24 protein-coding genes are annotated in these 26,897 nt (G+C 62.1%); 12 read left to right on the top strand and 12 right to left on the bottom strand.

What is annotated here, in order from left to right:
• The first annotated feature begins 170 nt into the window (after positions 1-170).
• From hemC to ACK2VC_RS02480, 4 genes are read left to right on the top strand one after another with little or no spacing between them, the layout of a single operon-like run.
• A complete protein-coding gene (gene hemC / locus ACK2VC_RS02495) occupies positions 171-1,112 on the top strand; it encodes a hydroxymethylbilane synthase (protein ID WP_486732010.1) in 942 nt (313 codons plus the stop codon).
• A gap of 7 nt (positions 1,113-1,119) precedes the next feature.
• The gene (locus tag ACK2VC_RS02490; RefSeq protein ID WP_486733312.1) at positions 1,120-1,902 is read left to right on the top strand and encodes a uroporphyrinogen-III synthase; all 783 of its coding nucleotides are present in this window, start codon (positions 1,120-1,122) and stop codon (positions 1,900-1,902) included.
• The gene (locus ACK2VC_RS02485) at positions 1,899-3,071 is read left to right on the top strand and encodes a uroporphyrinogen-III C-methyltransferase (RefSeq protein ID WP_486732009.1); all 1,173 of its coding nucleotides are present in this window, start codon (positions 1,899-1,901) and stop codon (positions 3,069-3,071) included. Before ACK2VC_RS02490 ends, ACK2VC_RS02485 begins: the two co-directional genes overlap by 4 nt.
• Position 3,072: 1 nt before the next feature.
• The gene (locus ACK2VC_RS02480) at positions 3,073-4,269 is read left to right on the top strand and encodes a heme biosynthesis HemY N-terminal domain-containing protein (RefSeq protein ID WP_486732008.1); all 1,197 of its coding nucleotides are present in this window, start codon (positions 3,073-3,075) and stop codon (positions 4,267-4,269) included.
• A 99-nt stretch (positions 4,270-4,368) separates the two neighbouring features.
• Here the strand turns inward: ACK2VC_RS02480 and ACK2VC_RS02475 are convergent, their stop codons facing one another.
• From ACK2VC_RS02475 to ACK2VC_RS02450, 6 genes are all read right to left on the bottom strand, one after another.
• Positions 4,369-5,196: an HpcH/HpaI aldolase/citrate lyase family protein gene (locus ACK2VC_RS02475; RefSeq protein WP_486732007.1), complete on the bottom strand. Its 828-nt coding sequence runs from the start codon at positions 5,194-5,196 to the stop codon at positions 4,369-4,371.
• Between the two features lie 17 nt (positions 5,197-5,213).
• Complete coding sequence (locus ACK2VC_RS02470; RefSeq protein ID WP_486732006.1) at positions 5,214-6,569, bottom strand: MmgE/PrpD family protein; 1,356 nt, start codon at positions 6,567-6,569, stop codon at positions 5,214-5,216.
• 21 nt (positions 6,570-6,590) lie between these two features.
• Complete coding sequence (locus ACK2VC_RS02465) at positions 6,591-7,769, bottom strand: CaiB/BaiF CoA transferase family protein (RefSeq protein ID WP_486732005.1); 1,179 nt, start codon at positions 7,767-7,769, stop codon at positions 6,591-6,593.
• Between the two features lie 11 nt (positions 7,770-7,780).
• Positions 7,781-8,941 carry an acyl-CoA dehydrogenase family protein gene (locus ACK2VC_RS02460; RefSeq protein WP_486732004.1) on the bottom strand — a complete coding sequence of 387 codons (1,161 nt, stop codon included), beginning with the start codon at positions 8,939-8,941 and terminating at the stop codon, positions 7,781-7,783.
• 40 nt (positions 8,942-8,981) lie between these two features.
• Positions 8,982-9,830, bottom strand: a complete 849-nt coding sequence (locus tag ACK2VC_RS02455) for an HTD2 family dehydratase (protein ID WP_486732003.1) — start codon at positions 9,828-9,830, stop codon at positions 8,982-8,984.
• A gap of 92 nt (positions 9,831-9,922) precedes the next feature.
• Complete coding sequence (locus ACK2VC_RS02450; protein WP_486733311.1) at positions 9,923-10,861, bottom strand: LysR family transcriptional regulator; 939 nt, start codon at positions 10,859-10,861, stop codon at positions 9,923-9,925.
• A gap of 210 nt (positions 10,862-11,071) precedes the next feature.
• Here ACK2VC_RS02450 and ppa point away from each other — a divergent pair, with 210 nt between their 5' ends.
• Positions 11,072-11,620 (top strand): inorganic diphosphatase, encoded by a 549-nt coding sequence (gene ppa, locus ACK2VC_RS02445; RefSeq protein ID WP_486732002.1) that lies wholly within the window; start codon positions 11,072-11,074, stop codon positions 11,618-11,620.
• Between the two features lie 177 nt (positions 11,621-11,797).
• Here ppa and ACK2VC_RS02440 read toward each other — a convergent pair whose 3' ends face one another.
• From ACK2VC_RS02440 to ACK2VC_RS02420, 5 genes are all read right to left on the bottom strand, one after another.
• On the bottom strand, positions 11,798-12,277 hold the full coding sequence (locus ACK2VC_RS02440; protein ID WP_486732001.1) for an Lrp/AsnC family transcriptional regulator: 480 nt from the start codon (positions 12,275-12,277) through the stop codon (positions 11,798-11,800).
• A gap of 56 nt (positions 12,278-12,333) precedes the next feature.
• Complete coding sequence (locus ACK2VC_RS02435; RefSeq protein WP_486732000.1) at positions 12,334-13,506, bottom strand: pyridoxal phosphate-dependent aminotransferase; 1,173 nt, start codon at positions 13,504-13,506, stop codon at positions 12,334-12,336.
• Between the two features lie 68 nt (positions 13,507-13,574).
• Positions 13,575-14,720 (bottom strand): branched-chain amino acid ABC transporter substrate-binding protein, encoded by a 1,146-nt coding sequence (locus tag ACK2VC_RS02430; RefSeq protein WP_486731999.1) that lies wholly within the window; start codon positions 14,718-14,720, stop codon positions 13,575-13,577.
• Positions 14,721-14,782: 62 nt separating this feature from the next.
• Positions 14,783-15,562: an SDR family oxidoreductase gene (locus ACK2VC_RS02425; RefSeq protein WP_486731998.1), complete on the bottom strand. Its 780-nt coding sequence runs from the start codon at positions 15,560-15,562 to the stop codon at positions 14,783-14,785.
• Positions 15,563-15,583: 21 nt separating this feature from the next.
• Positions 15,584-16,360: a 2-keto-4-pentenoate hydratase gene (locus ACK2VC_RS02420; RefSeq protein ID WP_486731997.1), complete on the bottom strand. Its 777-nt coding sequence runs from the start codon at positions 16,358-16,360 to the stop codon at positions 15,584-15,586.
• A gap of 633 nt (positions 16,361-16,993) precedes the next feature.
• Here ACK2VC_RS02420 and ACK2VC_RS02415 point away from each other — a divergent pair.
• From ACK2VC_RS02415 to purU, 3 genes are all read left to right on the top strand, one after another.
• Entirely contained in the window at positions 16,994-18,202 is a 1,209-nt protein-coding gene (locus ACK2VC_RS02415; RefSeq protein ID WP_486733310.1) for a M24 family metallopeptidase, read from the top strand.
• A 151-nt stretch (positions 18,203-18,353) separates the two neighbouring features.
• A complete protein-coding gene (locus tag ACK2VC_RS02410; protein WP_486731996.1) occupies positions 18,354-19,703 on the top strand; it encodes an MFS transporter in 1,350 nt (449 codons plus the stop codon).
• Positions 19,704-19,916: 213 nt separating this feature from the next.
• Positions 19,917-20,789 (top strand): formyltetrahydrofolate deformylase, encoded by an 873-nt coding sequence (gene purU, locus ACK2VC_RS02405; RefSeq protein WP_486733309.1) that lies wholly within the window; start codon positions 19,917-19,919, stop codon positions 20,787-20,789.
• A gap of 81 nt (positions 20,790-20,870) precedes the next feature.
• Here purU and ACK2VC_RS02400 read toward each other — a convergent pair whose 3' ends face one another.
• Positions 20,871-21,908, bottom strand: coding sequence for a GlxA family transcriptional regulator (locus tag ACK2VC_RS02400; protein ID WP_486731995.1), 1,038 nt, complete (start codon positions 21,906-21,908; stop codon positions 20,871-20,873).
• 79 nt (positions 21,909-21,987) lie between these two features.
• On the opposite strand from ACK2VC_RS02400, the gene ACK2VC_RS02395 reads away from it, so the two are divergent.
• The 4 genes from ACK2VC_RS02395 to ACK2VC_RS02380 all read left to right on the top strand — a co-directional run bounded on the left by ACK2VC_RS02395 (position 21,988) and on the right by ACK2VC_RS02380 (position 26,890).
• Complete coding sequence (locus tag ACK2VC_RS02395) at positions 21,988-22,647, top strand: dihydroneopterin aldolase (RefSeq protein ID WP_486731994.1); 660 nt, start codon at positions 21,988-21,990, stop codon at positions 22,645-22,647.
• 199 nt (positions 22,648-22,846) lie between these two features.
• On the top strand, positions 22,847-24,100 hold the full coding sequence (gene glyA / locus ACK2VC_RS02390; protein ID WP_486731993.1) for a serine hydroxymethyltransferase: 1,254 nt from the start codon (positions 22,847-22,849) through the stop codon (positions 24,098-24,100).
• Positions 24,101-24,173: 73 nt separating this feature from the next.
• Positions 24,174-25,553 carry an L-serine ammonia-lyase gene (locus ACK2VC_RS02385; protein ID WP_486731992.1) on the top strand — a complete coding sequence of 460 codons (1,380 nt, stop codon included), beginning with the start codon at positions 24,174-24,176 and terminating at the stop codon, positions 25,551-25,553.
• An 86-nt stretch (positions 25,554-25,639) separates the two neighbouring features.
• Positions 25,640-26,890, top strand: a complete 1,251-nt coding sequence (locus ACK2VC_RS02380; RefSeq protein WP_486731991.1) for a sarcosine oxidase subunit beta family protein — start codon at positions 25,640-25,642, stop codon at positions 26,888-26,890.
• The last annotated feature ends 7 nt before the right edge of the window (positions 26,891-26,897 follow it).

Below are 26,897 nucleotides of genomic sequence, written 5' to 3'. Positions count from 1 at the left end.
TGGCGGCGCGTTGGCGCCAGAGGGTGATGGGGCTTTGTAAAACCACGCATGATAAACTTTGCGATTGAAAGTGCCGGCCATGCATTTCATCTCATCTGGCCAGCCAGCGTTGCTGCGCGGATTCGACTGTACTGCGATGGCGGCCCTGCCGAACATAGAAAGAGCCTGTCTTGAAAAAACCCTACCCTTCGAAGCTGGTGATTGCATCGCGCGAAAGCCGGCTCGCCATGTGGCAAGCGCAGCACGTGCGCACACGTCTGGCGGCATTATATCCGCACTGCAGCATCGAAATTCTGGGCATGACCACGCGCGGCGACCAGATTCTCGATCGCACGCTGTCCAAGGTCGGCGGCAAGGGCCTGTTCGTCAAGGAACTGGAAGTGGCGATGGCCGAGGGGCGCGCCGATCTGGCAGTGCATTCGCTGAAGGACGTGCCGATGGAGCTGCCGCCCGAGTTCCAGTTGGCGGCCGTGCTGGAGCGCGAAGACCCGCGCGATGCCTTCGTTTCGAATCACCATGCGGCACTCGAGACCTTGCCGGACGGCGCCGTGGTCGGCACCAGCAGCCTGCGCCGCCAGGCGCTGATCGCGGCGCGCTATCCGCGCCTGGTGATCCGTCCTTTGCGCGGCAACCTCGACACCCGGCTGGCCAAGCTCGACCGCGGCGAGTATGCGGCGATCATCCTGGCGGCGGCCGGATTGAAGCGGCTCGGCTTGCCGCAGCGCATCCGCGCCTTGATCGAACCGGAGCAGAGCTTGCCGGCACCGGGGCAGGGTGCGATGGCAATTGAAATTGCCGGCGGGCGCGACGATCTGCTGCAGATGCTGGCGCCGCTCGAGCATGCGGCGACCGCGCAAGCGGTAGCGGCCGAACGCAGCGTGTCGAAAATATTCGGCGGCAGTTGCCAGATCCCGCTGGCGGCTTTCGCTACCGTGGAGGGCGCCGTCATGCGCCTGCGTGCGATGGTTGCCACCCCGGACGGGCGGCGCATCGCCAGCGCCGACCTCAGCGGCCCGGCCGACGCGCCGGAAGCACTGGGCCGGCAAGTGGCGCAGCGGTTGCAGGAACAGGATGCGGCGGCGATCCTGGCGGCTTGCACCGCCGACACCTGAGGCGTTGCTGGTGAGCCGCCCGTTGCCGCCGGTCGTCATCACGCGGCCGCGTGCGCAAGCGGGGGCATTGGCGCAGCGCGTGACTGACCTCGGGCGGCGCGCAATCGTGTTCCCGCTGCTGGAAATTCTGCCGCTGCCGGACCCGGCGCCACTGCGCGCGGCGTTGCGCGAGCTCGATTCCTATGCCTTGGTGGTATTCGTCAGCCCGAATGCGATCGATGCCGCGTTGGCGGTCCTTGATCGCTGGCCGCCCGGCATGCGGATCGGGGTGGTCGGCGAGGGCAGCCGGCGCGCGCTGCAACGGCACGGGATCACGCCGGCCAATAGCACCATCGTGCAGCCGCGCGATCGGCTGCGCGAGGATTCCGAAAGCCTGCTCGAGGCATTGGACCTGCCCGCCCTGTGCGGCAGGAAAGCGCTGATCGTGCGCGGCGAAAGCGGGCGCGAACTGCTATCCGACGCCTTGCGCGCGGCCGGGGTCGAGGTGGTCCAGGTGGCTGCCTATCGGCGGATGGCGCCGGTGCTGGATCAGGCCGGCGCCGAGCAATTGCGGCAATTGCTGGAGGCGGGCGGCGAATGGATCATCACCAGTTCCGAGGCCTTGCGCATCCTGCTGCAACTGGTCGAGCAGGTGGCGGGCGCGGCCGGTGTAGCGAAAATGCAACAGCAAAGGCTGATCGTTCCCCACGCGCGCATCGCTGAAACCGCGCGCAGCCTTGCTTTTGGCAATCTGACACTGACTGCCTCAGGCGACGAATCGCTGGTGGGCGCGTTACAATTTGATCCATGACCGAACCGCAATCTTCCCCCGATACCAGCCTGCCCGCCGGCTCCCAGCCGGACTCAGCCGAAGGCTTCGGAGAATCCGTTCCGCCGACTTTCCAAGCACCCGCCGCCGCGCGCCGTAACCGCCAGATCAGCTTGCTGTATCTGCTGTTGCTGATAGTGGCCGGACTTGGCGCCTGGCAGTGGTGGTCTTTCCGCACCCAGCTCCATGACCTGCGCGGTGACGTCGCGCTGCGCCTGCGCACCGGCGAGACGCTCAACAATGAAATCCGCGCCATCGTCAAAGCGGTACAGGAAGATGAAAAGGAGTTGCGCGCCAAGGTCAATGTGCTGGAGAGCAAGCAAACCGAGGCGCAGAGCCAGCAACTGGCGCTCGAACAGCTATACCAGGATCTGTCGAAGAACCGTGACGACTGGACGCTGGCCGAGATCGAGCAAGTGTTGTCGACCGCCAGCCAGCAATTGCAGTTGGCGGGCAACGTGGAAGGGGCACTGATCGCGCTGCAAAACGCCGACCGCAACCTGTCGCGCTCGGACAAGCCGCAATTCATCGCGATCCGGCGCGCCATCGCGCGGGATAGCGAGATGCTGAAAGGGCTGCCAAGCCTGGATACCACCGGCATCGCATTGCGGCTGGACAGCGCGATCGCCCAGATCGATACGCTGCCGCTGCTGGCCGATGAAAAGGCGGTGGTGGAACCGACGCCGCCCAAGCGCCCCCTGCGCAGCAACCAGAAGAAGCCGGACGCCGCAAAAGCGGCGGTGGCCGGCAACGGCGCCCCAGCGACCGACTGGCTGGCGGTGGTCGATGCCAAATGGCAAAGTTTTTCCAGCGAAATGTGGGATGAACTGAAGCAGTTGATCCGGATTCGCGATGTCGCTCATCCGGACGCGCTGCTGCTGTCGCCGACCCAGGCCTACTACGCCCGCGAGAATCTCAAGCTACGGCTGCTGAATGCGCGCCTGGCGCTGTTGTCGCGCAACGAATCGGCATTCCGCAGCGACATGATCGCGGCCCAGGACACCATCGCCAAATACTTCGACACCCGCGCCAAGCAGACGCAGACCATGCAGGCGCTCTTGAAACAGGTGCAAAACAGCAAGCTCTCGATCCAAATGCCGACCCTGGCGGACAGCATCAATGCGGTGCGCAACTACAAGGCGAAGCCGTAACATGCGCCTGTTCCTATGGTTCCTACTCCTCTTCGCCAGCGCCATCGGGCTGGCGGTGGCGGCCCGCTTCAATGTCGGCAATGTGGTCTTTTTCTATCCGCCGTACCGGATCGATCTGTCGCTGAATTTTTTCCTGCTGGCGCAAGCCGCGCTGTTCGTCTTGCTGTATGTCACGTTGCGCACCTTGCGTCGCGTGCAACTCATGCCCGGCCGTGTGATCGCGTACCGCCGCGAAAAGCGCGACCGCGAAAGCAACAAGTCGCTGCGCGATGCCTTGAAAGCGCTGTTCGAAGGCCGCTTCGGCCATGCCGAAAAGGCCGCGACACGCGCCACCGCTTCGACGCTCAATTCCGGCCTGGCATCCCTGATCGCCGCGCGTGCCGCCCATCGCCTGCGCCAGCCGGAACGGCGCGATACCTGGTTGGCTACCATTGATGACACCAGTCCGCTGAAGATGGCGCGCGCCATGACCCGCCTGGAGTTGCTGGTCGATGCCCACCAGCCGGAAGCGGCGCTGGAAGCATTCAATGAATTGAGCGCCGGCGGCACCCGCCATATCCATGCGCTGCGGCTGGCATTGAAAGCTAACCAGCAAAGCAAGAACTGGCCGGAAGTAGTGCGCCTGGTACGCTCGCTGGACAAGCACGATGCGCTGCATCCGGCGCTCTCCGGCCGGCTGCTCGAACTGGCCTATGACGATTTGCTCGGCAGCGGGGCGCACGATGCCGAATCGCTGCGCCGGCTGTGGGCTGAAATTCCCGCGTCGGACCGGGTCAAGCCGTTCATCGCCAATTGCGCGGCGCGCGCATTCAACCAGCGCGGCCTGCACGACGAGGCGCGTGTGCTGGTGGAAAAGGCGCTGGCGGTGCAGTGGGACGAGCGGCTGGTGCGCGCCTATCGCGAATGCGCGACCGCTGAAGGATCGCCTGGCCTGCTGGCCCAGATCGAGCGCTGCGAGCAGTGGATCGGCAAGCACCCGAACGAGGCCGAACTCGAACTCACGCTCGGCTTCCTGTGCCTGCGCCAGAAGCTGTGGGGCAAGGCGCAGCGCCACCTGGAACAGGCGCTGTCGGATGCCGTCGACTCCGCCACGGTGCGCGAGGCGCATCTGCGCCTGGCGCAGTTGCATGAGGCGCTGTCGCAGCCGGAGCAGGCTGCTGCCCACTACCGGCAGTCGGCGCTGGTGGCAACCCTGTAGAACTCCGTGGCGGCGTCTGCTGCGCCCGCCACCGAGCCTGACAAAATCACTGTTTTCCAGCCGAATGACCGCCGCCGGCATGCCGGTGCGAAGCCGGTTTCAATTTCCCTTTTCGAGATTGGCAGTGGGTGCGCGTGCCATGATCCGCTGCGCCCGCAGAATCACCGGACGATCGATCATCTTGCCGTCGAGCGCCACCGCCGCACCCTGGGCCGCTTCGGCCGCGCCCAGCACGCGCCGCGCCCATGCGACTTCGGCCTCGCCCGGGCTGAAGTGCCGGTTGACGGCGGCGACCTGCGCCGGATGGATGCACAGCTTGCCGCCGAAACCGAGGCGGCGCGCGCGCGCGGTGTCGGCCTGCAACTGTTGCGGATGGTCGAGCGCGGTGGTGACGCCATCCACCGGCGCCCCGATGCGCGCGAGCCGCGACACCAGCACCAGTTGCGAGCGGAAGTAGAGCAGGGCGTCGTCGTCGCCTTCGATGCCGAGGTCGAGCTGGAAATCGATGCTGCCGAACAGCAGCCGTTGCACGCGCGGGAATTGGGCCAGTTGCAGCGCGTTCGCAAAGCCTTGCGCGGTTTCGATTAGGGGCAGCATGGCCAGGTCGTCGCGCAGCGTCGCCAGCCGCTCCAGGGCGGCGACTTGCTCCGCCTTCGGCAGCACGGCACCTGCCACGCCGGGATGCTTGCAGAGCTCGAGGTCAGCCGCGAACCATTCGCTGTCGGCGCTGTTGAGGCGCAGCAGAACCGGTTTTGCCGGCGACAGCCAGGCGGCTACCGCGGCCTGGGCCGCCGCTTTCCGCTCCGGAGCAACGGCGTCTTCGAGGTCGACGATCACCGCATCGGCGCCGGCGGCGCAGGCTTTATCGAAGCGTTCCGGGCGATCGCCGGGAACGAACAGGTAGGAACGGGGCAGGGCGCTATCCATCACGGTCTTTCCAGAGTCTAAGCGAGCAGGGCTGCGATTTTTTCGGCGCCGGCAAGATTCCAGATCTGCTGGAATACCGTGCGCATTTCGGCTTCGCTGGCGCCGCCGCCAAAGGCCGCCAGCCGCAAGGCCTTCTGCTCCAGTTCGGCGCGCGTCAGGGTATTGCCCGGATCGCCTTTCGGCTCGTCGACGCGGCCATGCAGCAGGCGGCCGTCGGCAGTTTTCACCTCGACCTTGCCAATCCAGCGCCGCGGATAGGCTTGATCCACTTCCGTATCGAGTTGCATCCGTACCTTGTCGCGAAATCGGGCGATGCGCGGATCGTTGAAATATTGCTCGAATTCGGTCAGGCCGGCGCGGCCGAATTCGGCAATCAGGCCGAGCACGGTGCCCATCGAGAACTTGGCCTGGTGCACGGTTTTCGGATCGACCACCGGCCCCAGCACGTCGATCGCGCCCTGATGCACCTGCGCGGTGACGCGCACGATCTGTTCAGGCGTCAGCTTGTGGGCGGCGATTACCTGCTGTAGCGCATCGGCGGCCGGATGCGTATGGCGGCAGGACGAATGGAGTTTGAACGAAGTCTCGGCCAATGCCCAGCGCCGCCCCAGGCGGTCGGTCAGCCGCGCCGGATCGGCATCCGACGACATGCCAGCGCCCATGCCCTGGGCGCCTTCCAGGATCTGCGTGGCGCCGGTAAAGCCCTGGCTCGCCAGATAGGCGGCGGTCACGCCGTTGGCCGCCGCCTTGGCGGTGTGCAGCTGTTTCGAGTCGGCGGCGTCGCGCAGGAATTCCCACAGGCCGGCGGCCTGGGTGCCGGCGGAGCCGAAAGCGTCCAGCATCTGCGCCGGCGTCAGTTGCAGCAGGCGCCCGACCGCCGCCGCGGCGGCCAGCGTGCCGGCGGTGCCGGTGGTGTGGAACACCTTGTAGTGCGAGCGGCCGAGGAATTCGCCGACGCGGATGCCGACTTCATAGCCGGCCACCGCGGCCGTCAGCAGTTCGCGGCCGCTGCTGCCGAGCGACTGCGCCACCGCCAGTGCTACCGGGAATACCACGGCGGCGGGATGGAATACCGAGCCGTTATGGACGTCGTCCTGCTCGGCGAAATGCGAGGCCGCCGCGTTGACCATCGCCGCGAACAGCACCGAGGTATGGCGACGCGAAATCAAGACTTCGGCGGCGCCGTCGGCCGGTCCCATCTGGCGTGCGAACCATTCGATGGTTTCGACCGGGCGCGCGCGCTTGCCGGCCAGGGCGGAGCCGAACCAGTCGAGGAGCAGGTCTTCGGTGCGGCGGACTACGGTATCGGGAATGTCGTCGAACTGCAGTTCGGCGGCGAAGGTAGCGAGGGTTTGACTGGGAGGAGTGGGCATCGTCGTGTCCTGGATCGAAAATCAGATGGCGTGCCGGGCGCGCAGCGCGGCGATGTCGGCGGCGGCGTAGCCGAGTCCGGCGAGGATCTGGTCGGTGTGTTCGCCGAGGGCTGGCACCGCATCCATGCGCGGCGCGTAGGCCGAAGGCGAACCTGGCGGCAGCAGCGCCGGCACCGGGCCGGCCGGGGTCGCGACCTCCACCCACCGCTGGCGCGCCCGCAGCTGCGCGTGCTGCCAGAGTTCCTGCATGTCGTTCATGCGCGCGTTGGCGATCTGCGCCCGGTCCAGCCGCTGCGTGATCTCCTCGGCGGACAGGGCGGAAAATACCTCGACGATGAGGGCGCGCAGATCCGCGCGCGCTTCGCTGCGGCGCGCATTCGAGGCGAAGCGCGGTTCGGTGGCCAGCCCCGGCTGCTGCAATACCTGCTCGCAGAACGCCTGCCATTCGCGCTCGTTCTGCAGACCCAGCATCATGGTCTTGCCGTCGCCGGTGGGAAACGGTCCGTAGGGATAGATCGTCGAGTGGGCGGCGCCGGCTCGCGGCGGCGGCGGCGCGCCGTCATAGGCGTAGTACAGCGGATAGCCCATCCATTCGACCATCGCCTCCAGCATCGAGACGTCGATGTCGCAGCCCCGGCCGCTCTTGCTGCGCTGGATCAGGGCCGCCAGGATGTTGGTATAGGCGTACATGCCGGCGGCGATGTCGGCGATCGAACAGCCGGCCTTGGCCGGTTCGTCGGGCGTGCCGGTGACCGACAGGAAGCCCGCTTCGCTCTGGATCAGCAGGTCGTAGGCTTTCTTGTCGCGGTAGGGACCGTCGGGGCCGTAGCCGGAGATATTGCAGACGATCAGGCGCGGATAGCGCTCCTTGAGCGTCTCGTAGGGCAGGCCCAGGCGTGCGGCGGCGCCCGGCGCCAGGTTCTGCACCAGCACGTCGGCATCGGCCAGCAGCTTGTGCAGGATGGTTTCCGCCTCCGCATGCTTGACGTCCAGCGTCAGGCTTTCCTTGGAGCGGTTGGTCCAGACGAAGTGCGAGGCCAGGCCATTGACGCGCTCGTCGTAGGCGCGCGCAAAATCGCCGACGCCGGGACGCTCGACCTTGATCACGCGCGCGCCGAGATCGGCCAGCTGGCGCGTGCAGAACGGCGCGGCGATCGCGTGCTCCAGGGTGACGACGGTAATTCCTTCCAATGGACGCATCGGGGTCTCCATCAGAACGAGCGCGGCATCCCGAGCACGTGCTCGGAGACGTACGACAGGATCAAATTGGTCGAGATCGGTGCCACCTGGTACAGGCGCGTTTCGCGGAACTTGCGCTCGACGTCGTATTCGTTGGCGAAGCCGAAGCCGCCGTGGAACTGCAGGCAGGCATTTGCCGCCTCCCACGAGGCGTCGGCCGCCAGCATCTTCGCCATGTTGGCCTGGGCGCCGCAGGGCTGGTGCGCGTCGAACAATTCGCAGGCCTTGAAGCGCATCAGGTTGGCCGCTTCCAGGTTGACATAGGCCTTGGCGATCGGGAACTGCACGCCCTGATTCTGGCCGATAGCCCGGCCGAACACGATCCGTTCATTGACGTATTTGGTCACCTTGTCGATGAACCAGTAGCCGTCGCCGATGCATTCGGCGGCGATCAGCGTGCGCTCGGCGTTCAGGCCGTCGAGTATGTACTTGAAGCCCTTGCCTTCTTCGCCGATCAGGTTTTCCGCCGGAATTTCCAGGTTTTCGAAAAACAGTTCGTTGGTTTCATGGTTGACCATGTTGGGGATCGGCCGTACCGTCAGGCCGTGGCCGATGGCGTCGCGCAGGTCGACCAAGAAGATCGACATGCCCTCGGATTTTTTGGTGACTTCGGCCAGCGGCGTGGTGCGCGCCAGCAGGATCATCAGGTCGGAGTGCTGCACGCGCGAGATCCAGACTTTCTGGCCGTTGACCACGTAGCGGTCGCCTTTCCTGACGGCGACGGTCTTGATCCTGGTGGTGTCGGTGCCGGTGCTCGGTTCGGTCACCGCCATCGACTGCAGGCGCAGTTCGCCGCTGGCGATCTTCGGCAAGTACAGTTGCTTTTGCGCTTCCGAGCCGTGCCGCAGCAGGGTGCCCATGTTGTACATCTGGCCGTGGCAGGCGCCCGAGTTGCCGCCGCTGCGGTTGATCTCTTCCATGATGACCGAGGCTTCGGTCAGGCCCAGGCCGGAGCCGCCATATTCCTGCGGGATCAGCGCCGCCAGCCAGCCGGCGGCCGTCAAAGCCTTGACGAATTCCTCGGGGTAGCCGCGCTGCTCTTCGATCTTGCGGAAATACTCGGCCGCAAATTCGGCGCACAGCGCGCGTACCGCGTCGCGGATGTCCTGGTGCCGATCAGGGATGTGTTGCATAAGAATAATTTCAGTAATGGAAGAAGCGGTGACGGCGCGCTCAGGCCAGGATGGCGATGGCGTCCATCGTCAGCGCACCGTGCGCGTCCATGGCCCACAGGCGGATGGTCTTGCCGTCCGGCTCCGGCTTGCCGCAGACAAAAAATGGCGCGGTGTCGAACAAGGGTTTGACGGCGCGGAACTGGAAAGAGGCGACCGTCGCCGCCGGCAGGTTGCGCCACAGCAAATCCATCAGCAGCGTGGCGATCAGCGGTCCGTGCACCACCAGTCCCGGGTATCCTTCGACCTCGGTCACGTAGCGCCGGTCGTAGTGGATCCGGTGGCCGTTGAAGGTCAGCGCCGAATAGCGGAACAGCAAGACGTCGTCCGGTTCGATTTTGCGCGACCAGGCGGCGTCGCCGGGGGCTGCCTTGATTTTTGGCGGCGCCTCGTCCGGATGAGGGTTGTCGCGGTAGACGATGTCGTGCTCTTCGCTGATCGCGAGGCCGGCCGCGTTGCTGATTTCGTGCCGCACCAGCACGAACACCAGCGGCCCGCTGCGGCCTTCCTTGTAGCTGACGTCGGCGATGCGCGACAGCCGGCTGATGCGCTCGCCGTTGCGCAGCGGCTGGTGGAAGCGCAGCCGGCTGCCGGCCCACATGCGGCGCGGCAAGGGCACCGGCGGCAGGAAGCCGCCGCGTAGCGGATGGCCGTCGGCGCCAAGCTGATCCTGGCGATGGATCGGCAGGAAGTACAGCCAGTGCCAGAGCGGCGGCAGGGGGTCGCCCGCGTGTGGCGCGGCGTGCTCGCGGTTCAGCGTGGCGGACAGGGCGGCGATCGGCGTGGCCGTAACCTGATCGCCGCCGGACTCGGTCTTGCCGAGCCATTCGCGCAAATGATCGATGTTCATGATGGCTTGTGCAGCGGTGAAGATGGCGCCAGTGTGCCGCTTCGGACGGGCGGCGGCAATTCGCGATTGCTTAACCGCCCCTTAAGCTGCGGCTAAGCCGCAGGTTTTGCCACTCGATCCGCTGCCGGTGTCCCGGCGGCAGCGTCCGTCTGCGCCGTCAGCAGTTCGACCAGTTGCCGCGCGAATAGCGGCAACAATTGCAGGCTGCGCACGCAGATCTGCAAATTGCGCGCCGCCCAATCGTCTTCCAGCGCGATGAAACGCACCGCCATTGTTTTCGCGTAGCGATGCGCGGCCGAGTCCGGCAGGATGCCGATGCCGGCGTCGGCTTCGATCATGCGGCACATGGCGTCGAAATTGCCGACCTGGATGCGGATCTTCACGCTGCGGTTGAGGTCGGCCGCAGCCCGCAGCAGGAAGGCATGGATGGCGCTGGCTTCGGGCAGGCCGACATAGTCGAATTCCAGCGTTTCCTCGAAAGAAACGCTGGCGCGCTGCGCCAGCGGATGGCCGGGCGCGGTGGCCAGCACCAGCCGGTCGCGGCGGTAGGGCAGCACTTCCAGCCCTTCGGTGCGCACGTTGCCGGCGACGATGCCGATGTCGGTCTTGCCTTCGGCCACCGCCCGCACGATATCGTGCGACAGGCGCTCGCGCAGGTCGATGCTGATGTCGGCATGCTGCGCCAGAAAGGTCGGCAGCACCGTGGGCAGGAATTCGGTGATCGCGGTGGTGTTGGCGAAGATCCGCAGGTGGCCCTTGATACCTTGCGCATATTCCCGCATGTCGCCGCGCAGTTGCTCCAGTTGCTGCAGCACCAGCCGCGCATGGTGCAGCAAGGCCTGCCCGGGCGGCGTCAGCGTGACGCCCTGGCCGGTGCGGTGCAGCAGTTTGGTGCCGAAATTGTCTTCCAGGTTCTTGATGCGGGCGCTGGCGGCCGGCAGCGACATGTGCGAGCGCTCGGCGCCGCCGGTCAGGCTGTTTTGCTCGGAAATGTTGACGAACAGGCGCAGATCGACCAGGTCGAAATGCATGGCGGGAGGGCGTACGGTATCGGGTTTGGTCATACGCGTGTTCCGGTAGCGCGGGTTGGCAGGCCCGGCGAATGCAGATAAAAAAGAGTGGCGATTATCGTGTCAATGTTGTGGAAGCGGCAAGTTGCTGCCTGCTGCGACGCACAAGCGGTAACCGAAAGTCGCTATAATTCCACGTCAAAAAAATTCCATCCCCCACGAGAAAGCACCATGAGTCTGAACAAGGTTTCTGCAGGACGCGATCTACCGAATGATTTTAACGTGGTCATTGAAATTCCGATGAATGCCGATCCGATCAAGTATGAGGTCGACAAGGAGTCGGGCGCGATTTTCGTCGATCGCTTCATGAGCACGGCCATGCAGTATCCATGCAATTACGGCTACATTCCGCAAACCATCGCCGACGACGGCGATCCGGTGGACGTGCTGGTGATCACGCCGTTCCCGCTGTTTCCTGGAGTCGTGGTGCGTTGCCGCCCGATCGGCGTCTTGAAGATGACCGACGAAGCCGGCGGCGACTCGAAGCTGCTGGCGGTGCCGGTCGACAAGGTATTGTCGATTTATACCCAATGGCAGGAGCCGGAAGACATCAACGACATGCGGCTGCACCAGATCCGCCACTTTTTCGAGCACTATAAGGACTTGGAAAAAGGCAAGTGGGTCAAGATCGAGGGCTGGCAAGGGTCGGATGTGGCGCGCGCGGAAATCCTGGAAGGCGTCGCCGCCTACGCCCGGCAGAAGCACGACGCCGCAGCTTGAGATCGGTCGTTCGAGCCGGAAACCAAAAGACGCCTCCGACGGCGTCTTTTTTTATCCGGTTCAGGATTTTCTTCTCTTGATTTTGATTGGGTATATGAAAATTTCCGTTATTTTATAAACGGGAATCGATACTGGTTTAGGGAGTATGTTCAACACACCGGATGCCGCAGGGTCGAATCAGATCGGCAAACGGTTGGACAGCTTGATTTCGCGCAGCGACAGGCTGGTGTTGATGGTCGATACGCCCGACAGGTTGCGCAACACGCGGTCGATGAACAGGCGATACGCATCCAGATCCTCGAACACCACCTGCAGCAAGTAATCGGTCTCGCCGGTCATCTGGTGGCAGGTCAGTACTTCCGGGCAGGCCAGGATCGTTTTTTCGAATTCGGCGAAATCCTTCGAGTTGTGGCTGAAGAAATTCAACTGGACGAAGGCGAGCACGCCGAAGCCGAGCTTGCGGCGATTCAGGTTGGCCTGGTAATCCTGGATATAGCCTTCCTCCTCCAGCCGCTTCAGGCGCCGCCAGGACGGCGTTTCGCTCAGCGACAGGCGCTCTGCCAGCTTGGCGTTGGACAGGCGACCATCGTCCTGCAGATCGCGCAGGATAGCCAGATCGACTTCATCCAGTTCGCGGGAAGGTGTTTTCTTTTTCATCGCACAGGGATTCGAGGTGATTGTTTTCCAATCCTATGCGATGTGGCCGGCGTCGATCAAGCTTCCAGCAGCCCTCGCAGGCGCGTAACCCCTTGTTCCAGCCGGTCGATCGAATTGGCGGTGCACCAGCGCAGGAAGCCTTCGCCTTCCGGTCCGAAGGCGCCGCCGGGCGCCAGCCCCAGACCGGCCTCGCGCACCAGGCGCCGGGCGAAGGCCAGGCTACCTTCCCGGTGCGCCTGCTCGCACTGGAAAAAGACGTACATGGCGCCGTGCGGCGGCGTGGCGCGAATGCCGGGCAAGCGGTTCAGCGCGTCGCACAGGGTGTCGCGCGCGTGGCGCAGGCGCGCGACGCCGGCTTGCACCACGCCTTCTCCTTGCTCCAGCGCGGCGATGCCGGCCAATTGCACGAATCCGGGCGCGCAAGAGGTGTTGTACTCGACGATCTTGCCAAGTTGTTCGACCACCGCGACCGGCGCGCTGATCCAGCCCAGGCGCCAGCCGGTCATCAACCAGGCCTTGGAAAAGCTGTTGACGCTCAACAGCCGCTCGTCCGCTTCGGCGATGGCGGCAAAGGCGGGCGCCGACTTTCCTTCGCTGCCGAAATACAGGCGTTCATAAACCTCGTCGGCGACGATCCAGATCCCCAGCTTGCGGCAGTGTTCCAGCACCGCCTGCTGTTCATGGCGCGCCATGGCCCAGCCGGTCGGGTTGTTGGGCGAGTTGATGAAGACCGCGCGCGTGCCGGGCGTCAGCAAGCCCAGGAACTTGTCCAGATCGAGCGTCCAGCGGCCGTCGACGTAATCCAGCGCTGCGCGCACCACATCGGCACCCATGATCTTCGGGATTTCGGTCAGGTTGGGCCACACCGGCGTCAGCACCACCACCCGGTCGCCCGGCTCGATCAGTAGTTGCGCCGCGATCATCAGCGCCGAATTGCCGGAGCTGGTCACCACTACGCGTTCGGCCACCAACGGACGCTGCAGGGCGCTGACATAGGCGGCGATCGCCTGCCGCAAGGCCGGCATGCCGCAGTTCTGAGTGTAAAAGGTGGCACCGCCTTGCAAGGCGGCGCAGGCCGCATCGCGAATGAATTGCGGCGTCACCTGGTCCGGTTCGCCGAACCAGAACGGCAGCACATTGGGGTCACCCATGCCGGCGTTCGCCACCTCGCGGATTTGCGAGCCGGCGAGTTGTTCGATGGTGGGACGGACCAGGGCGGAGGTTGGCATGGCAAATCGATATGCAGGAGGGAAGGCGATGCGGGCGCCGAATGCGCCCGCACCCGAAGCAGCGTGGTTTACTTGGTGACTGCGATCAGCTTGCGCTGATGCTCGGCCAGGGCATACAGCGTCAGCGAGCCGTCTACGATGTCGCCGTGGGCATCGAAGGCGATGGTGCCGGTCACGCCCGGATGCTTGATTTTTGCCAGCAGCGGCAGGTATTTGGCCGGATCGGCGGAGCCCGCTTGCTGGATCGCGCCGATCATCGCCATCGTCGCGTCATAGGTGTAGGGCGCATAGATCACCACGTCCTGGTTGAATTTCTGCTTGTACTGCTGGCGGAAGCTATCCATCTGGCGCTTCTGTGCTTCCTGGATGCCGCCCGGTTCGGCGCAGATCACCTGGCCGTCGGCGAAGGCATCGCCGGCCAGCTTGGCCATGGTTTCGGTGCAGATGCCGTCGCCGCCCATCAGCTTGGCGTTGACGCCGAGCTGCTTCATCTGGCGCAGCATCGGCGTGGCCACCGCATCGGTGCCGCCAAAGAAAATTAGCTCCGGCTTCTTGGATTTGATCGCGGTCAGTTGCGCGTTCAGGTCGACCGATTTTTCGGTGGTGTACTGCTGCGAGACGATTTTACCGCCGGCCGCCTTGGCCGCCTTGGCGAACTGCTCGGCCAGGCCTTGCCCGTAGGCGCTGCGGTCGTCGATGACCGCGATATTTTTGAGCTTCAGCTCCGTCACCGCATATTTGCCCAGCACCGCACCAAGGCGGCTGTCGCTGGCGACCACGCGGAAGGTGGTCTTGTAGCCTTGCTGCGTGTATTTCGGATTGGTGGCCGCCGACGAGATTTGCGGAATGCCGGCATCCGAATAGATCTTCGAGGCCGGGATCGAGGTGCCCGAGGTCAGGTGGCCGATCACGCCGTTGACCTTGGCATCGACGAATTTCTGCGCCACCGCGGTACCTTGTTTCGGATCGGCCGCGTCGTCTTCCGCCATCAGCACGAATTTGACCTTCTTGCCGCCGACTGTGGGCTCCTTGGCGTTGACTTCATCGATCGCCATGCGCGCGCCGTTTTCGCTGTCCTTGCCCAGGTGCGCGATCTGGCCCGAGGTCGGCGCGACGTGGCCGATGGTGATTACCTGCTCCTGGGCGGTGGCGGTACCGCCAAAGGCCACGGCGATGGCGCCGGCCAGCAAGGTGCGAACGAATGTGGTTTGCATGGAAATTCTCCTCGATTTGAAATGGGTGCCGCTATAAAAAATGCCGCCGGGGTTTGCCGCGCTCAGAACACGCCCCGGTAATCGCCGCCGTCCAGCAGCAGGTTCTGGCCCGTGATGTAGCCGCTTCTGGCGCTGCACAGGAAGGCGCAGGCGTGGCCGAATTCGTCCGGCGCGCCGAAACGCCCGCTGGGATTGCGCGCGCGCCATTGGTCGGCGACCTCGGCGCCGCTGCTGCCGGCGCGCGCCGCCTGGGCTTCGAAGGTGTTGCGCAGGCGCTCGGTATCGAACGGCCCGGGCAGCAGGTTGTTGATGGTGACGTTGTGCCGGCTGACCTGGCGCGCCAGGCCAGCGACGAAACCGGTCAGCCCCGATCTGGCGCCGTTCGACAGGCCGAGGATGTCGATCGGTGCCTTGACCGCGGCCGAGGTGATGTTGACGATGCGGCCGAAGCGGCGCGCGATCATGCCGTCCACGGTGGCCTTGATCAGTTCGATCGGCGTCAGCATGTTGGCGTCCAGCGCGGCGATCCAGTCGTCCCGCTTCCATTCGCGGAAATCGCCGGGCGGCGGGCCGCCGGCGTTGTTCACCAGGATATCGGGTTGCGGGCAGGCGGCCAGCGCCAGCGCGCGTCCCTCGGCTGTCGTGATGTCGCAGGCGACGGCTTTGACTTCGACCCGATAACGTTCGCGCAGCGCCGCGGCGGTGGCCTCCAGCGGCCCCGCGCTGCGCGCTGCGATCGTCAGTTGTACGCCTTCGGCGGCCAGCGCTTCGGCGCAGGCCAGGCCCAGTCCCTTGCTCGCGGCGCATACCAGTGCGGTTTTCGATTGCAGTCCGAGATCCATCGGTTTTTCTTTCGTGCAGAGTTATACGAAGGCCGCGCTCACCGTGCCGAACGGCGTGAAGCAGGCGCTGACCTGCTGGCCTTTTTGTAGCGGGTATTGGCGGGTAAAGGAGCCGGACATGACCAGCGCGCCGCGTTCCAGCGGCAGGCCGAACTGCGCCAGTTTTTTTGTCAGCCAGACGACCGAGTGAATCGGGTCGCCCAGTACCTGGGCACCGTTGGCGCGCTCCTGTTCTGCCCCATCCACCATGATGGCGACCGAGGTTGCGGCCAGAGAAACGGCGGGATCGAGTGCAATCGCGGCGCCGGTGACGAATGCCTTTTGCTGGGCATTGTCGGCAATCGACAGCGGCAGGTCGCGGTTGAAGGTGCCACGCTTCTCGACGATTTCCAGGGCCGGCGCCACATGCGACACCGCGCGCCGCGCGCTCTCGTAATCGACCGCGGCGCCTTGCAGCGTGGCGCCGATCGTCAGGCACAGTTCATTCTCGAAACCGGGCGCAATGAGACTGTCGAAGGCAAAGCTGCGGCCCGACGGTTCCTGTCCGGAATCCAGCAGGTAGCCGAAGCACGGCTCGAACACTCCTTGCTGCTGCTGCATGGCGGGCGAGGTCAGGCCGACTTTCCAGCCGACATGGCGCGCGCCCTGCGCCACGCGCCGTTGCAGCATCGCGAGCTGTACACGGTAGGCGTCGTCCATGCCGAGCTTGCCGCCGTAGGCACTCGGCAGCCGCTCGCTGGAACGGGCGGCGGCTTCAAACGTATTCAGTACTTCGTCTATTTCCAGGCTGGTGTGCATCTTGGCTGAGGTGGGACTGCCCGATACGTCGTTCCGGTGTTCGGGCTTGCTCTTTAATGGGTGGTGCCGATGGCGGCAAAACATTTTTCTCCGATCAACTTTACCGTCACGAGAACGAAATTATCTTGCTATGTTTGGCTGATATTTGAATATAAAGAAAAGATTCCACTAAAAATTGCGCTGTATTTGAATGAGTAATTCTGGGCCGGCCTGCGATGGACATCGCGGCGCCGCAGCGGTGATACGCGCAGTCCGACCGCGTCGGCCGGCCATCGAGCCGCGCCACCACAGTAAAAATTTCCCTTCGCAAGCGTCACAAATCCAGTGCCCACCCGAGTTCGGGTTTGGACAACTGGTTGTCGCAAACGGAAAAAACGCATTAGCCAAGCGGACTAACATGGCCTCACACGGATCGACAAGTATTGAATCTGCACCAACCGAAGTGATCGGAGCATGGCACGCAATTTTGGCGGTAGAGCAAGCCGCGCGTCGCTCTGGGCATGGATGAAAAAGCAGTTGCCGTGACAGTAATTTTGCAAACCAATGAGTACAGCCCATTCAATTACGGAGGAAACGACTATGTCCAGCATCAACCCAGGTGAAACAGCGGCAGTGAGCAGCGCGGCAGAACTGATGCGGCGCACCAAAACCATCACCATTCCGAACGGCAAGAAGGTAAATCCAACTTTCTCTGCCAAGGAATATCAAGCCAGAGTTACCAAGCTGCGCCAGCATATGGCCAAGAACAACATCGATGCGGTGCTGTTCACCTCGTACCACAACATCAACTACTACGCCGACTTCCTGTATTGCTCTTTCGGCCGCAACTATGGCCTGGTGGTGACCCAGGATCAACACACGACCATCAGCGCCAATATCGACGGCGGCCAGCCGTATCGCCGCAGTTTCGGCGACAACATCGTCTACACCGACTGGCAGCGCGACAACTACTTTCATGCAGTGAAATCGCTGATGGCCGGGCGGCGGCGCATTGGCGTCGAGTTCGACCATATCAATGTGGATAATCTGCAAAAGCTCAAGCACGCCTGCCCGGACGCCGAAATCGTCGATGTCTCCAAGGCTTGCATGGCGATGCGCATGATCAAGTCGGACGAGGAAATCGCCGTCATCCGCAACGGCGCACGGATTGCCGACATCGGCGGCGAAGCCTGCCGCAAGGCAATCGGCGTTGGCGTGCCGGAATATGAAGTGGCCCTTGCTTCAACCCAGGCGATGGTGCGGGAAATTGCCCGCACGTATCCGGATAGCGAGCTGATGGATACCTGGACCTGGTTCCAGTCCGGCATCAACACCGATGGCGCGCACAACCCGGTGACTTCGCGCAAGATTCAAAAGGGCGACATCCTCAGCCTGAATTGCTTTCCGATGATCTCCGGCTACTACACGGCGCTGGAGCGCACCCTGTTTGCCGAGGAGTGTTCGGATGAACACCTGCGGCTGTGGGAAGTCAACGTCAAGGTGCACGAGGCCGGCCTCAAACTGATCAAGCCAGGCGTTCGCTGCTGTGACATCGCCGCCGAACTGAACGAGATTTTCCATGAGAACGGCTTGCTGCAGTATCGCACTTTCGGTTATGGCCATTCGTTCGGCACGCTGTCTCATTACTATGGACGCGAAGCGGGGCTGGAGTTGCGGGAAGACATCGAAACCGTGCTGGAAGAAAACATGGTGGTATCGATGGAGCCGATGATCATGATTCCTGAAGGCCAGCCTGGCGCAGGCGGCTACCGCGAACATGACATTCTGGTGGTGACCAAAGACGGCGCCGAAAACATCACCAAATTCCCGTTCGGTCCGAAACACAATATCGTCAAAAACTGAGTTGACGTCGGCCAGTGTTGTGGGCTGCCCAAGGGCAATGCACAACACTGTGCCTCGTAATCCCGCTCCGGTTTGGGCAGGTATCAGGTCTATTTAATCAATAAAAGTAAAAAAATTATGGGAATCGGTTTTTCATACAACAGGAGACAGAATGAACCACGAGAATTCGGCCGCAGGCGTTCGCTCAACCGGACAAATGTACACCAGCCATGTATCCAGCAGCCCCACGGCGCACCAGAGCACACTTAAGAAGGCAGCCACTGCCAGTTTCATTGGCAATTTTGTAGAGTGGTTTGACTACGCTTCCTACGGCTATCTGGCTGCCGTCATTACCGCAGTATTCTTTCCGACCACTTCGCCGATTTCAGGGCTGCTCGCTACCTTTGGCGTTTTTGCACTGTCATTCATCGTTCGGCCAATTGGCGGCGCAATATGGGGTCGCTACGGGGACAAGGTCGGTCGCAAAAACGCGCTTTCCCTGTCCATCATCATCATGTCGGTGGCGACATTTCTGATCGCCTTCCTGCCTACCTATGCGCAAGTCGGATTGTGGGCGCCGGCCTTGCTGCTGGTGGTCCGGCTGGTTCAGGGGTTCTCGGCCTCTGGCGAGTACGCCGGCGCATCGGCGTTTCTGGCAGAGTATGCGCCGGACAACAAGCGCGGTTTTTATACCAGTATCGTGCCCGCCAGCACTGCCGCCGGTTTGCTCTTCGGATCACTGCTGGTGACCTTGATGCATGCCGTTCTGAGTGCCGAGCAAATGGAGTCGTTCGGTTGGAGATTGCCCTTCCTGCTGGCGGCGCCGCTTGGCCTGGTCGGCCGCTACATCCGTGTCAAGCTGGAGGATTCCCCCACCTTCCGCAAACTTGAGCAATCTCAACACGTATGCCAGGCGCCGATTACCGAAATTCTGACCACGCACCGGCGGGCTTTCATCATTGCGCTGGGCGTCACGATGCTGAATGCGGTCGGCTTCTATACGATCCTGAGCTACATGCCGACCTACCTCTCGGTGGAGCTGCATGTGAGCGAGACGGATTCTTTCCTGGCGACGACGGTTGCATTGACCGCCTATATCGGGCTGATATTCTTGATGGGAGCGTTGTCGGATCGCTTTGGCAGAAAAACGATGCTGGTCGTGGCGTCGGTGTTCTTCATCGCCTTCACGGTGCCGCTGTTCAGCCTGTTGGGGTCGGTTGGCCTGATCGGCATGATCTTGATCCAGATCGCGTTTGGAGCGCTGCTCACCATGAATGATGGCACGCTGCCGTGCTTTTTATCGGAGATATTTCCGACCAAAGTCCGCTACACCGGTTTCGCACTGAGCTTCAATCTGGCGAACGCAATTTTCGGTGGCACTGCACCCTTTATTGCGACCTGGTTGATTCATCTCAGCGGCAATAAATTGGCACCAGCCTGGTATCTGGTGGCCGCTGCGCTGATCGCGATGATTGCCATGCTGGTGAGTCGAGAGACCGCCGGAAAACCGCTGAAAAGCTAATGCAATCCCGGAGGAAGCCCCCGCCGATCAGGCGGGGGCTTCCCGGCAGAATCGCTTCCTCGTGCGGTGTTCAGCCCTTCATGAGGCTCCGCTTGGTGTTGCGCCCCAGCTTGCCAGCGGCTCGACCGCTGCATGCCTGTCCTGACGGTGTTCGGATGCCACGCGGGGCAACCCTCTTTCACCCTGTTTCGCTTTTTTACCGGGACCTTCACCATGAACTCGCTTGGTTCAATTCCAAAATATATTCTCAGCCTGTCCTGCCCCAGCGCGCCGGGCCAGGTGGCGGCAATTGCCGGCTTTCTCGACGCGCGCGGTTGCTATGTCGATGAGATATCCGTCTTTGATGACAGCTTCAGCCAGCGATTTTTTGTCCGTTGCGTATTCCATTCGGCCGCTGGCGGTGCGCTGCCGCTGGAGCAGATGCAGAAAGACTTCGTGCCGATCAGCCAGCGATTTTGCATGGACTGGACAATGTCCGACGTGGCCAGCCGCTCGCGCGTGCTGATCCTGGTATCGAAATTCGATCACTGTTTGAATGACTTGATTTACCGTTGGCGGATGGGCGAGCTGAAGATTGATATTGTCGGAATCGTCTCGAATCACCCGGATCTGGAGCCGATTGCCAGTACCCATGGGATCCCGTTTCAGCATCTGCCGATCACGCCGGAAACCAGGCTGCAGCAAGAAACGCGCTTGCTCGCATTGATCGATGAATTCCAAGTGGATCTAGTGGTATTGGCACGCTACATGCAAATCCTGTCGTCTGACTTGAGCGCCAAGCTGAGAGGGCGTGCCATCAATATCCACCATTCATTCCTGCCCGGTTTCAAGGGTGCCAAACCGTACCACCAGGCGCATGCAAGAGGAGTCAAGCTGATTGGTGCCACCGCACACTACGTGACCACCGATCTTGACGAGGGGCCGATTATCGAACAGGTGGTGGAGCGGGTTGACCATTCCTGTGATCCTGACCAATTGCTAGCCACTGGCCGCGATATGGAATGCCTGGCATTGTCACGGGCCGTGAAATTCCAGATTGAACGTCGGGTGTTCCTGAATGGGAACCGGACAGTGGTGCTGCACTGATGAGCCGGGAAGAGAGCGATGCCGTGGGGGAAGTTGCCCAAGATCGGGTCATTCCGCGTGAAAGTACCGGTTTGTGCGGCCTCAGAGCGCGCCAAGACGGCGTTCCCTGCCGGGAGGTATGCCGAAAAATTCACTATAGCGTCGGGTAAAGTGCGCCACCGAGGCGAAGCCGCAGGCGTCGGCGACGTCGATGATCGTCTGTTCCGTGCGCAACAAGAGCTGACGCGCGCGCACCAGCCGCAGTTCCAGATAAAAATTGCCGGGAGTGCATTTGAGATGTTCCTGGAACAGGCGTTCGAGTTGCCGGCCGGACAGTCCCACGTAATTAGCCAACTCATCAACACTCAGCGGCTCTTCCAGGTTGCTTTCCATCAGCGTGACCGCCTCGCTCAGCTTGGGCTGGCCAGTTCCGAGTTTTTGCCGCAGTGGTATGCGCTGGCGGTCGCCCGAGTTACGAATGCGTTCGCACACCAGCAGTTCGGCAACCGCGGACGCCAGTTCTCGACCGCCCGGATGGGTGGAGATCAGGGTCACCATCATGTCGATCGCCGCGATGCCACCGCTGCAGGTATAGCGGTCCCGGTCAATTTCAAATATGCGCGGCGAGACGATGATGTCGTGAAATTCATTGGTCAGGCCTTCCGTATCTTCCCAGTGGACCGTGCAGCGGTAGCCGGTCATCAGTCCGGCCCGTGCCAGTAAATAGCTGCCGGTGCAGATGCCGCCCAGCGCGGTGCCGCTCTCGGAAATCTTGCGCATCCACGCAATCAGCATCTGATCCCGTTTCGGCGGAACCGGGTTGGGCCCGCAAATGAACAGCGCGTCCAGCTTGGGCGCGTCGTGAATCGAGCAGTCCGGCATGACCCGAACGCCGTTGCTGGCGGCAATTGCTTGTCCGTCTCCGGTCACGGTCAGCCATTCGTAACGAGTGCTGCGCGACACCATATTGGCCATGCGCAAGGGTTCGATCGCCGAGGAAAAGCCGATCAGCGTGAAATTGGGCACCAGCAAGAACCCGAAACGATACGGCTTGGCCGCAGCGTTGACGGGGCTGATCGCTTTCGCCGCCAGCTCTGAAGCAGGCGAGTTATCAATCTTGGTTTGGATTACGTCCATCATGCAATGGTGGCATAGCCAGTCAACTGAAAATTCCAGCGCGAAGGCTCTTTGAATTTGCTCAGAATACCATGCTGTCAGTATGGTGTTTTCCGATTTTTCATGCGTTCGGGTTTGGGCAATTTGTCGTCGCAAACAGGGAAATGCCGCCGTACTGGCGTTCTATCATGCCCTTCTGATCTTCTTTTTCGGCATCGGGACATCGATTCATGGTAGCGCAGCGAAGACGATTTGGCGACCCGAATCCGCTGCCAAGCCTGCGCTTGCACCTGACTCCAGCCGACTGAATTTCTTGCCCATTTTGGAGATAAACGAGATGCAGATACAAGTGATGCCGTGGACCATTGAAATTGTCGACATAGAAACACAGCTACGCGTTGGAATCTGGGAACATGAACGGGAATTGCAGCCGATCCGGATCAACATTTCCTTGCGTGCGCTTGCTGCGGCCTGCCCGAAAACGATTGAGGATTGCCTGGACTATGAACCGATATGCCGCTGGATCATCGATTCATGGCCGATGCAGCCGCATACGCCGCTACTGGAAACCCGATTGCGTGAATTGATCAGTTTTGTGTTCGAGTTTGATGAACGAATTGAATGGGCCGACGTCGCCATTTCAAAACCGGCCGCGCTGTCGCAGGTACAGGGTGTGGGCGTCAGGATGGCGCTGTCGCGGGCGGAATACGAACAATCTTTTGGCGGTCGGGAGTTGGAGCTGGTGAAGCACATGTGCTTGTAGTGTGCTGCTGGCGGTGGCGTAGTTGCCGCGTTTGTGGATGCGCGGAACCGCAGTTTTCAGTCTGTTTTGATCCATCGGCGCATTCATGCAATGCGATGTCGGATATAAGCAAAATCGATTTGCGGTTCTACTTAAACTTCAGAATAAATACACCCGCTGAGCCAGCCTCGGCATATTCAGACCAAAACAGGAGACGGACATGTTTTCAAAGAGCGATCGGATACAAGGATTTGACGACGAACTGTGGGCCGCGATTGCCGGCGAGACGACGCGTCAGGAGCAGCACATCGAGCTGATTGCGTCGGAAAACTATACCAGCCAGCGGGTCATGCAGGCCCAGGGTACGGCGCTGACCAACAAGTACGCCGAGGGTTATCCGGGCAAGCGCTATTACGGCGGCTGCGAGCATGTGGATGTGGTCGAGCAACTTGCCATCGATCGCGCGATGCAATTGTTTGGCGCCGACTGGGCCAACGTCCAGCCCCATTCCGGTTCGCAAGCCAACGCGGCGGTCTACATGGCGCTGCTGAATCCGGGCGATACCGTGCTCGGTATGAGCCTGGCGCATGGCGGCCACTTGACGCACGGCGCCAAGGTCAGCTTTTCCGGCAAGATCTACCACGCGGTGCAATATGGCCTGAACGGCGAGGATGTGATCGATTACGACGAAGTCGAACGGCTGGCGCTGGAACATAAACCACGCATGATCATCGCCGGCTTCTCCGCCTATTCGCGCGTCCTCGATTTTCCGCGTTTCCGTGAAATTGCCGACAAGGTCGGCGCTTACCTGTTCGTCGACATGGCCCATGTGGCCGGACTGGTGGCGGCCGGGCTGTATCCGAATCCGATACCGATTGCCGACATCGTGACCACAACCACCCACAAGACGTTGCGCGGACCGCGCGGCGGCCTGATCCTGGGCCGCGCCAATCCGGATATCCAGAAAAAAATCAATGCAATGGTGTTTCCCGGCACCCAGGGCGGTCCGCTGATGCACGTCATCGCCGCCAAGGCGGTCGCCTTGAAAGAGGCATTGCAACCGGAGTTCCAGCTCTATCAGGCGCAGGTGGTGGCAAATGCGCGGGCAATGGCGGCGACTTTCATGCGACGCGGCTATCGGATTGTTTCGGGCGGCACCGATGATCACCTGTTCCTTGTCGACCTGGTCGACAAGGGCATTACCGGCAAGGCCGCCGATGCCGCCCTGGGCTCCGCCCACATCACGGTGAACAAGAACGCGGTGCCGAACGATCCGCAATCGCCGTTCGTCACCAGCGGCATCCGGATCGGCTCGCCGGCGATCACGACGCGTGGATTCAAGGAAGCGCAGGCGATCGAGCTGACCGAATGGATTTGCGACATTTTGGACGACATCGACAACTCCGACGTGCTGGCCCGGGTGCGCGGCCAAGTTGCGGAACTATGCGCCCGCTTCCCGGTATATGCCGAATAGCGCGCGTATTTTTGGTTTCCTCCAAGCAATCAAAGCGTCAACCGATCCGGGCCGCCGGCAGGAGTTATAGGACATGGCTATCAGTGTGTTTGAGTTGTTCAAGATTGGTATTGGGCCGTCGAGTTCGCACACCGTCGGCCCGATGCGAGCGGCGCTGATGTTTGCCAGCGGCCTGCGCGATCAGGGCTTGCTGGAGCGGACCCACGCGATCAAGGCTGAACTGTTCGGTTCGCTCGGCGCCACCGGCAAGGGACATGGCAGCGATAAAGCCGTCATGCTGGGGCTGGAAGGCGAGGCGCCGGATCTGATCGACCCGGATACCATTGGCGCGCGGCTGGCCCGCATCCGCGAACAGAAATCGCTGCGCCTGCTGGGGACGCATCCGATTGATTTCATCGAGCCAGACCATTTGCTGTTCTATCGCCGCCGCGCGCTGCCGTACCACCCGAACGGCATGTGTTTTACCGCCAGCAACGCGGATGGAGAAGAGATTTACAGCAAGAACTACTACTCGGTCGGCGGCGGGTTCGTGGTCAACAAGGAAGCGGCGGAAGCCAATCGCTTGCAGGAAGACGATACGCAGTTGCCGTACCCGTTCAAGAGCGGAGCCGACATCCTCCGGATGTGTAGCGAGAATCAACTGACGGTGAGCCAGTTGATGCTGGAAAACGAAAAAGCCTGGCGCACGGAAGCCGAAATTCGAGCAGGCTTGCTGAACATCTGGCGCGTAATGCAGGATTGCGTCACGCGCGGTTGCCAGGCGCAAGGCCTGCTGTCCGGCGGCCTCAAGGTGCGGCGTCGTGCCGCCGATCTATACAACAGTTTGTCGAGCCGTCCGGAACAGAGCCTGCGCGATCCCTTGTCGACACTCGACTGGGTCAACCTATATGCGCTGGCAGTCAATGAAGAAAACGCCGCCGGCGGCCGGGTGGTCACCGCACCGACCAACGGCGCGGCCGGGATCATTCCCGCCGTGCTGCACTACTACCACCGTTTCATTCCCGGCGCCAGCGAAGACGGCGTGGTGCGCTTCCTGCTGACCGCCGCTGCGATCGGCATCCTGTACAAGGAAAACGCCTCGATCTCGGGCGCCGAAGTCGGTTGCCAGGGCGAAGTCGGTGTTGCCTGTTCGATGGCGGCCGGCGCGCTGACCGAAGTCATGGGTGGTAGCGTCGAGCAAGTCGAGAACGCTGCCGAGATCGGCATGGAACACAATCTCGGCCTGACTTGCGACCCGATCGGCGGGTTGGTGCAAGTGCCTTGCATCGAGCGCAACGCGATGGGATCGGTGAAAGCGATCAACGCCGCCCGCGTCGCCTTGCGCGGGGATGGCAAGCATTTCGTCTCGCTCGACCAGGTGATCAAGACGATGCGCCAGACCGGTGCCGACATGAAGCTGAAATACAAGGAAACCTCGCGCGGCGGGCTCGCGGTGAATGTCATCGAATGCTAAGTAATTAACTATCCATTGCGGAAGCCGGGGCATCCGCATGCGCCGCAGCGAGCGGCATTCTGGAACAACAGGAGGCAGCAGGAATCATGAAAAAATATTCGATATTCAGCCTGGCGCGAAACGCCCTGAGCTACCACGAGAACTGGCAGAGCGCATGGCGTAGCCCGGAGCCGAAACGGGAATATGACGTCATCATCATCGGCGGCGGCGGCCATGGCCTGGCCACCGCCTACTACCTAGCGAAGGAGCACGGCATCACCAATGTCGCGGTGCTGGAAAAAGGCTGGATCGGCGGCGGCAACACCGGCCGCAATACCACGATTGTGCGCTCCAACTATTTGTGGGACGAGGCTACCCACCTCTACGAAAAGGCGATGAAGCTGTGGGAGGGGCTGTCGCAGGACCTCAACTACAACGTGATGTTCAGCCAGCGCGGCGTGATGAATCTGGGCCACTCGCTGCAGGATATGCGCGATATCACGCGGCGCGTGAATGCCAATCGCTTGAACGGCGTCGACGGCGAGGTCTTGACCGCACAGCAGGTCAAGGAATTCGAGCCGACGATCAACATCTCGCCGAATGCGCGCTATCCGATTTTCGGGGCTTCTCTGCAGCGGCGCGGCGGTTCGGCGCGGCACGATGCGGTAGCCTGGGGCTTCGCTCGCGGCGCCGACTCGCACGGTGTCGACATTATCCAGAAGTGCGAAGTCACCGGCATTCGGCGTAACGGCAATCAGGTGGTGGGCGTCGAGACCAGCAAAGGTTTCATCCGCGCCAAAAAGGTCGGGGTGGTCACTGCCGGCAGCTCCAGCGTGCTGGCCGCGATGGCGGAATTGCGGTTGCCGATCGAGAGCCATCCGCTGCAGGCGTTCGTGAGCGAGCCGGTCAAGCCGGTGCTGAACTCGGTCATCATGTCGAATGCGGTGCACGGCTATATCAGCCAGACCGACAAGGGCGATCTCGTGATCGGTGCCGGGATCGACGCCTATACCGGCTATGGCCAGCGCGGCAGTTTCCCGATCATCGAACATGCGGCGCAGGCGATCATGGAATTGTTCCCGATCTTTAGCCGCGTCCGCATGAACCGCCAGTGGGGCGGCATTGTCGATGTCTGCCCGGACGCCTGTCCCATCATCGGTCTGACTCCGGTGAAGGGCCTGTATTTCAACTGCGGTTGGGGCACTGGCGGCTTCAAGGCGACGCCCGGCTCAGGCTGGGTCTTTGCCCACACCATCGCACAGAACCGTCCGCATGAGCTGAATGCAGCGTTTTCGCTGGAGCGCTTCTCGAACGGCCATCTGATCGATGAACATGGCGCCGCAGGCGTGGCCCACTAATCACACC

The organism is Herbaspirillum sp. WTB6, from assembly GCF_057457785.1.
The sequence above is the reverse complement of the archived record's forward strand: the minus strand, read 5'-3'. Positions and strand labels throughout refer to the sequence as shown.

Coding starts and splice junctions, on each gene's coding strand:
- ACK2VC_RS02420 (WP_486731997.1), bottom strand. CDS start 16,360: ATGCACACCAGCCTGGAAATAGACGAAGTACTGAATACGTTTGAAGCC.
- ACK2VC_RS02410 (WP_486731996.1), top strand. CDS start 18,354: ATGAACCACGAGAATTCGGCCGCAGGCGTTCGCTCAACCGGACAAATG.
- ACK2VC_RS02395 (WP_486731994.1), top strand. CDS start 21,988: ATGGTGTTTTCCGATTTTTCATGCGTTCGGGTTTGGGCAATTTGTCGT.
- ACK2VC_RS02440 (WP_486732001.1), bottom strand. CDS start 12,277: ATGAAAAAGAAAACACCTTCCCGCGAACTGGATGAAGTCGATCTGGCT.
- ACK2VC_RS02485 (WP_486732009.1), top strand. CDS start 1,899: ATGACCGAACCGCAATCTTCCCCCGATACCAGCCTGCCCGCCGGCTCC.
- ppa (WP_486732002.1), top strand. CDS start 11,072: ATGAGTCTGAACAAGGTTTCTGCAGGACGCGATCTACCGAATGATTTT.
- purU (WP_486733309.1), top strand. CDS start 19,917: ATGAACTCGCTTGGTTCAATTCCAAAATATATTCTCAGCCTGTCCTGC.
- ACK2VC_RS02400 (WP_486731995.1), bottom strand. CDS start 21,908: ATGATGGACGTAATCCAAACCAAGATTGATAACTCGCCTGCTTCAGAG.
- ACK2VC_RS02385 (WP_486731992.1), top strand. CDS start 24,174: ATGGCTATCAGTGTGTTTGAGTTGTTCAAGATTGGTATTGGGCCGTCG.
- ACK2VC_RS02380 (WP_486731991.1), top strand. CDS start 25,640: ATGAAAAAATATTCGATATTCAGCCTGGCGCGAAACGCCCTGAGCTAC.
- ACK2VC_RS02480 (WP_486732008.1), top strand. CDS start 3,073: ATGCGCCTGTTCCTATGGTTCCTACTCCTCTTCGCCAGCGCCATCGGG.
- ACK2VC_RS02450 (WP_486733311.1), bottom strand. CDS start 10,861: ATGCATTTCGACCTGGTCGATCTGCGCCTGTTCGTCAACATTTCCGAG.
- ACK2VC_RS02475 (WP_486732007.1), bottom strand. CDS start 5,196: ATGGATAGCGCCCTGCCCCGTTCCTACCTGTTCGTTCCCGGCGATCGC.
- ACK2VC_RS02470 (WP_486732006.1), bottom strand. CDS start 6,569: ATGCCCACTCCTCCCAGTCAAACCCTCGCTACCTTCGCCGCCGAACTG.
- ACK2VC_RS02435 (WP_486732000.1), bottom strand. CDS start 13,506: ATGCCAACCTCCGCCCTGGTCCGTCCCACCATCGAACAACTCGCCGGC.
- ACK2VC_RS02455 (WP_486732003.1), bottom strand. CDS start 9,830: ATGAACATCGATCATTTGCGCGAATGGCTCGGCAAGACCGAGTCCGGC.
- ACK2VC_RS02465 (WP_486732005.1), bottom strand. CDS start 7,769: ATGCGTCCATTGGAAGGAATTACCGTCGTCACCCTGGAGCACGCGATC.
- glyA (WP_486731993.1), top strand. CDS start 22,847: ATGTTTTCAAAGAGCGATCGGATACAAGGATTTGACGACGAACTGTGG.
- ACK2VC_RS02460 (WP_486732004.1), bottom strand. CDS start 8,941: ATGCAACACATCCCTGATCGGCACCAGGACATCCGCGACGCGGTACGC.
- ACK2VC_RS02430 (WP_486731999.1), bottom strand. CDS start 14,720: ATGCAAACCACATTCGTTCGCACCTTGCTGGCCGGCGCCATCGCCGTG.
- ACK2VC_RS02415 (WP_486733310.1), top strand. CDS start 16,994: ATGCGGCGCACCAAAACCATCACCATTCCGAACGGCAAGAAGGTAAAT.
- ACK2VC_RS02425 (WP_486731998.1), bottom strand. CDS start 15,562: ATGGATCTCGGACTGCAATCGAAAACCGCACTGGTATGCGCCGCGAGC.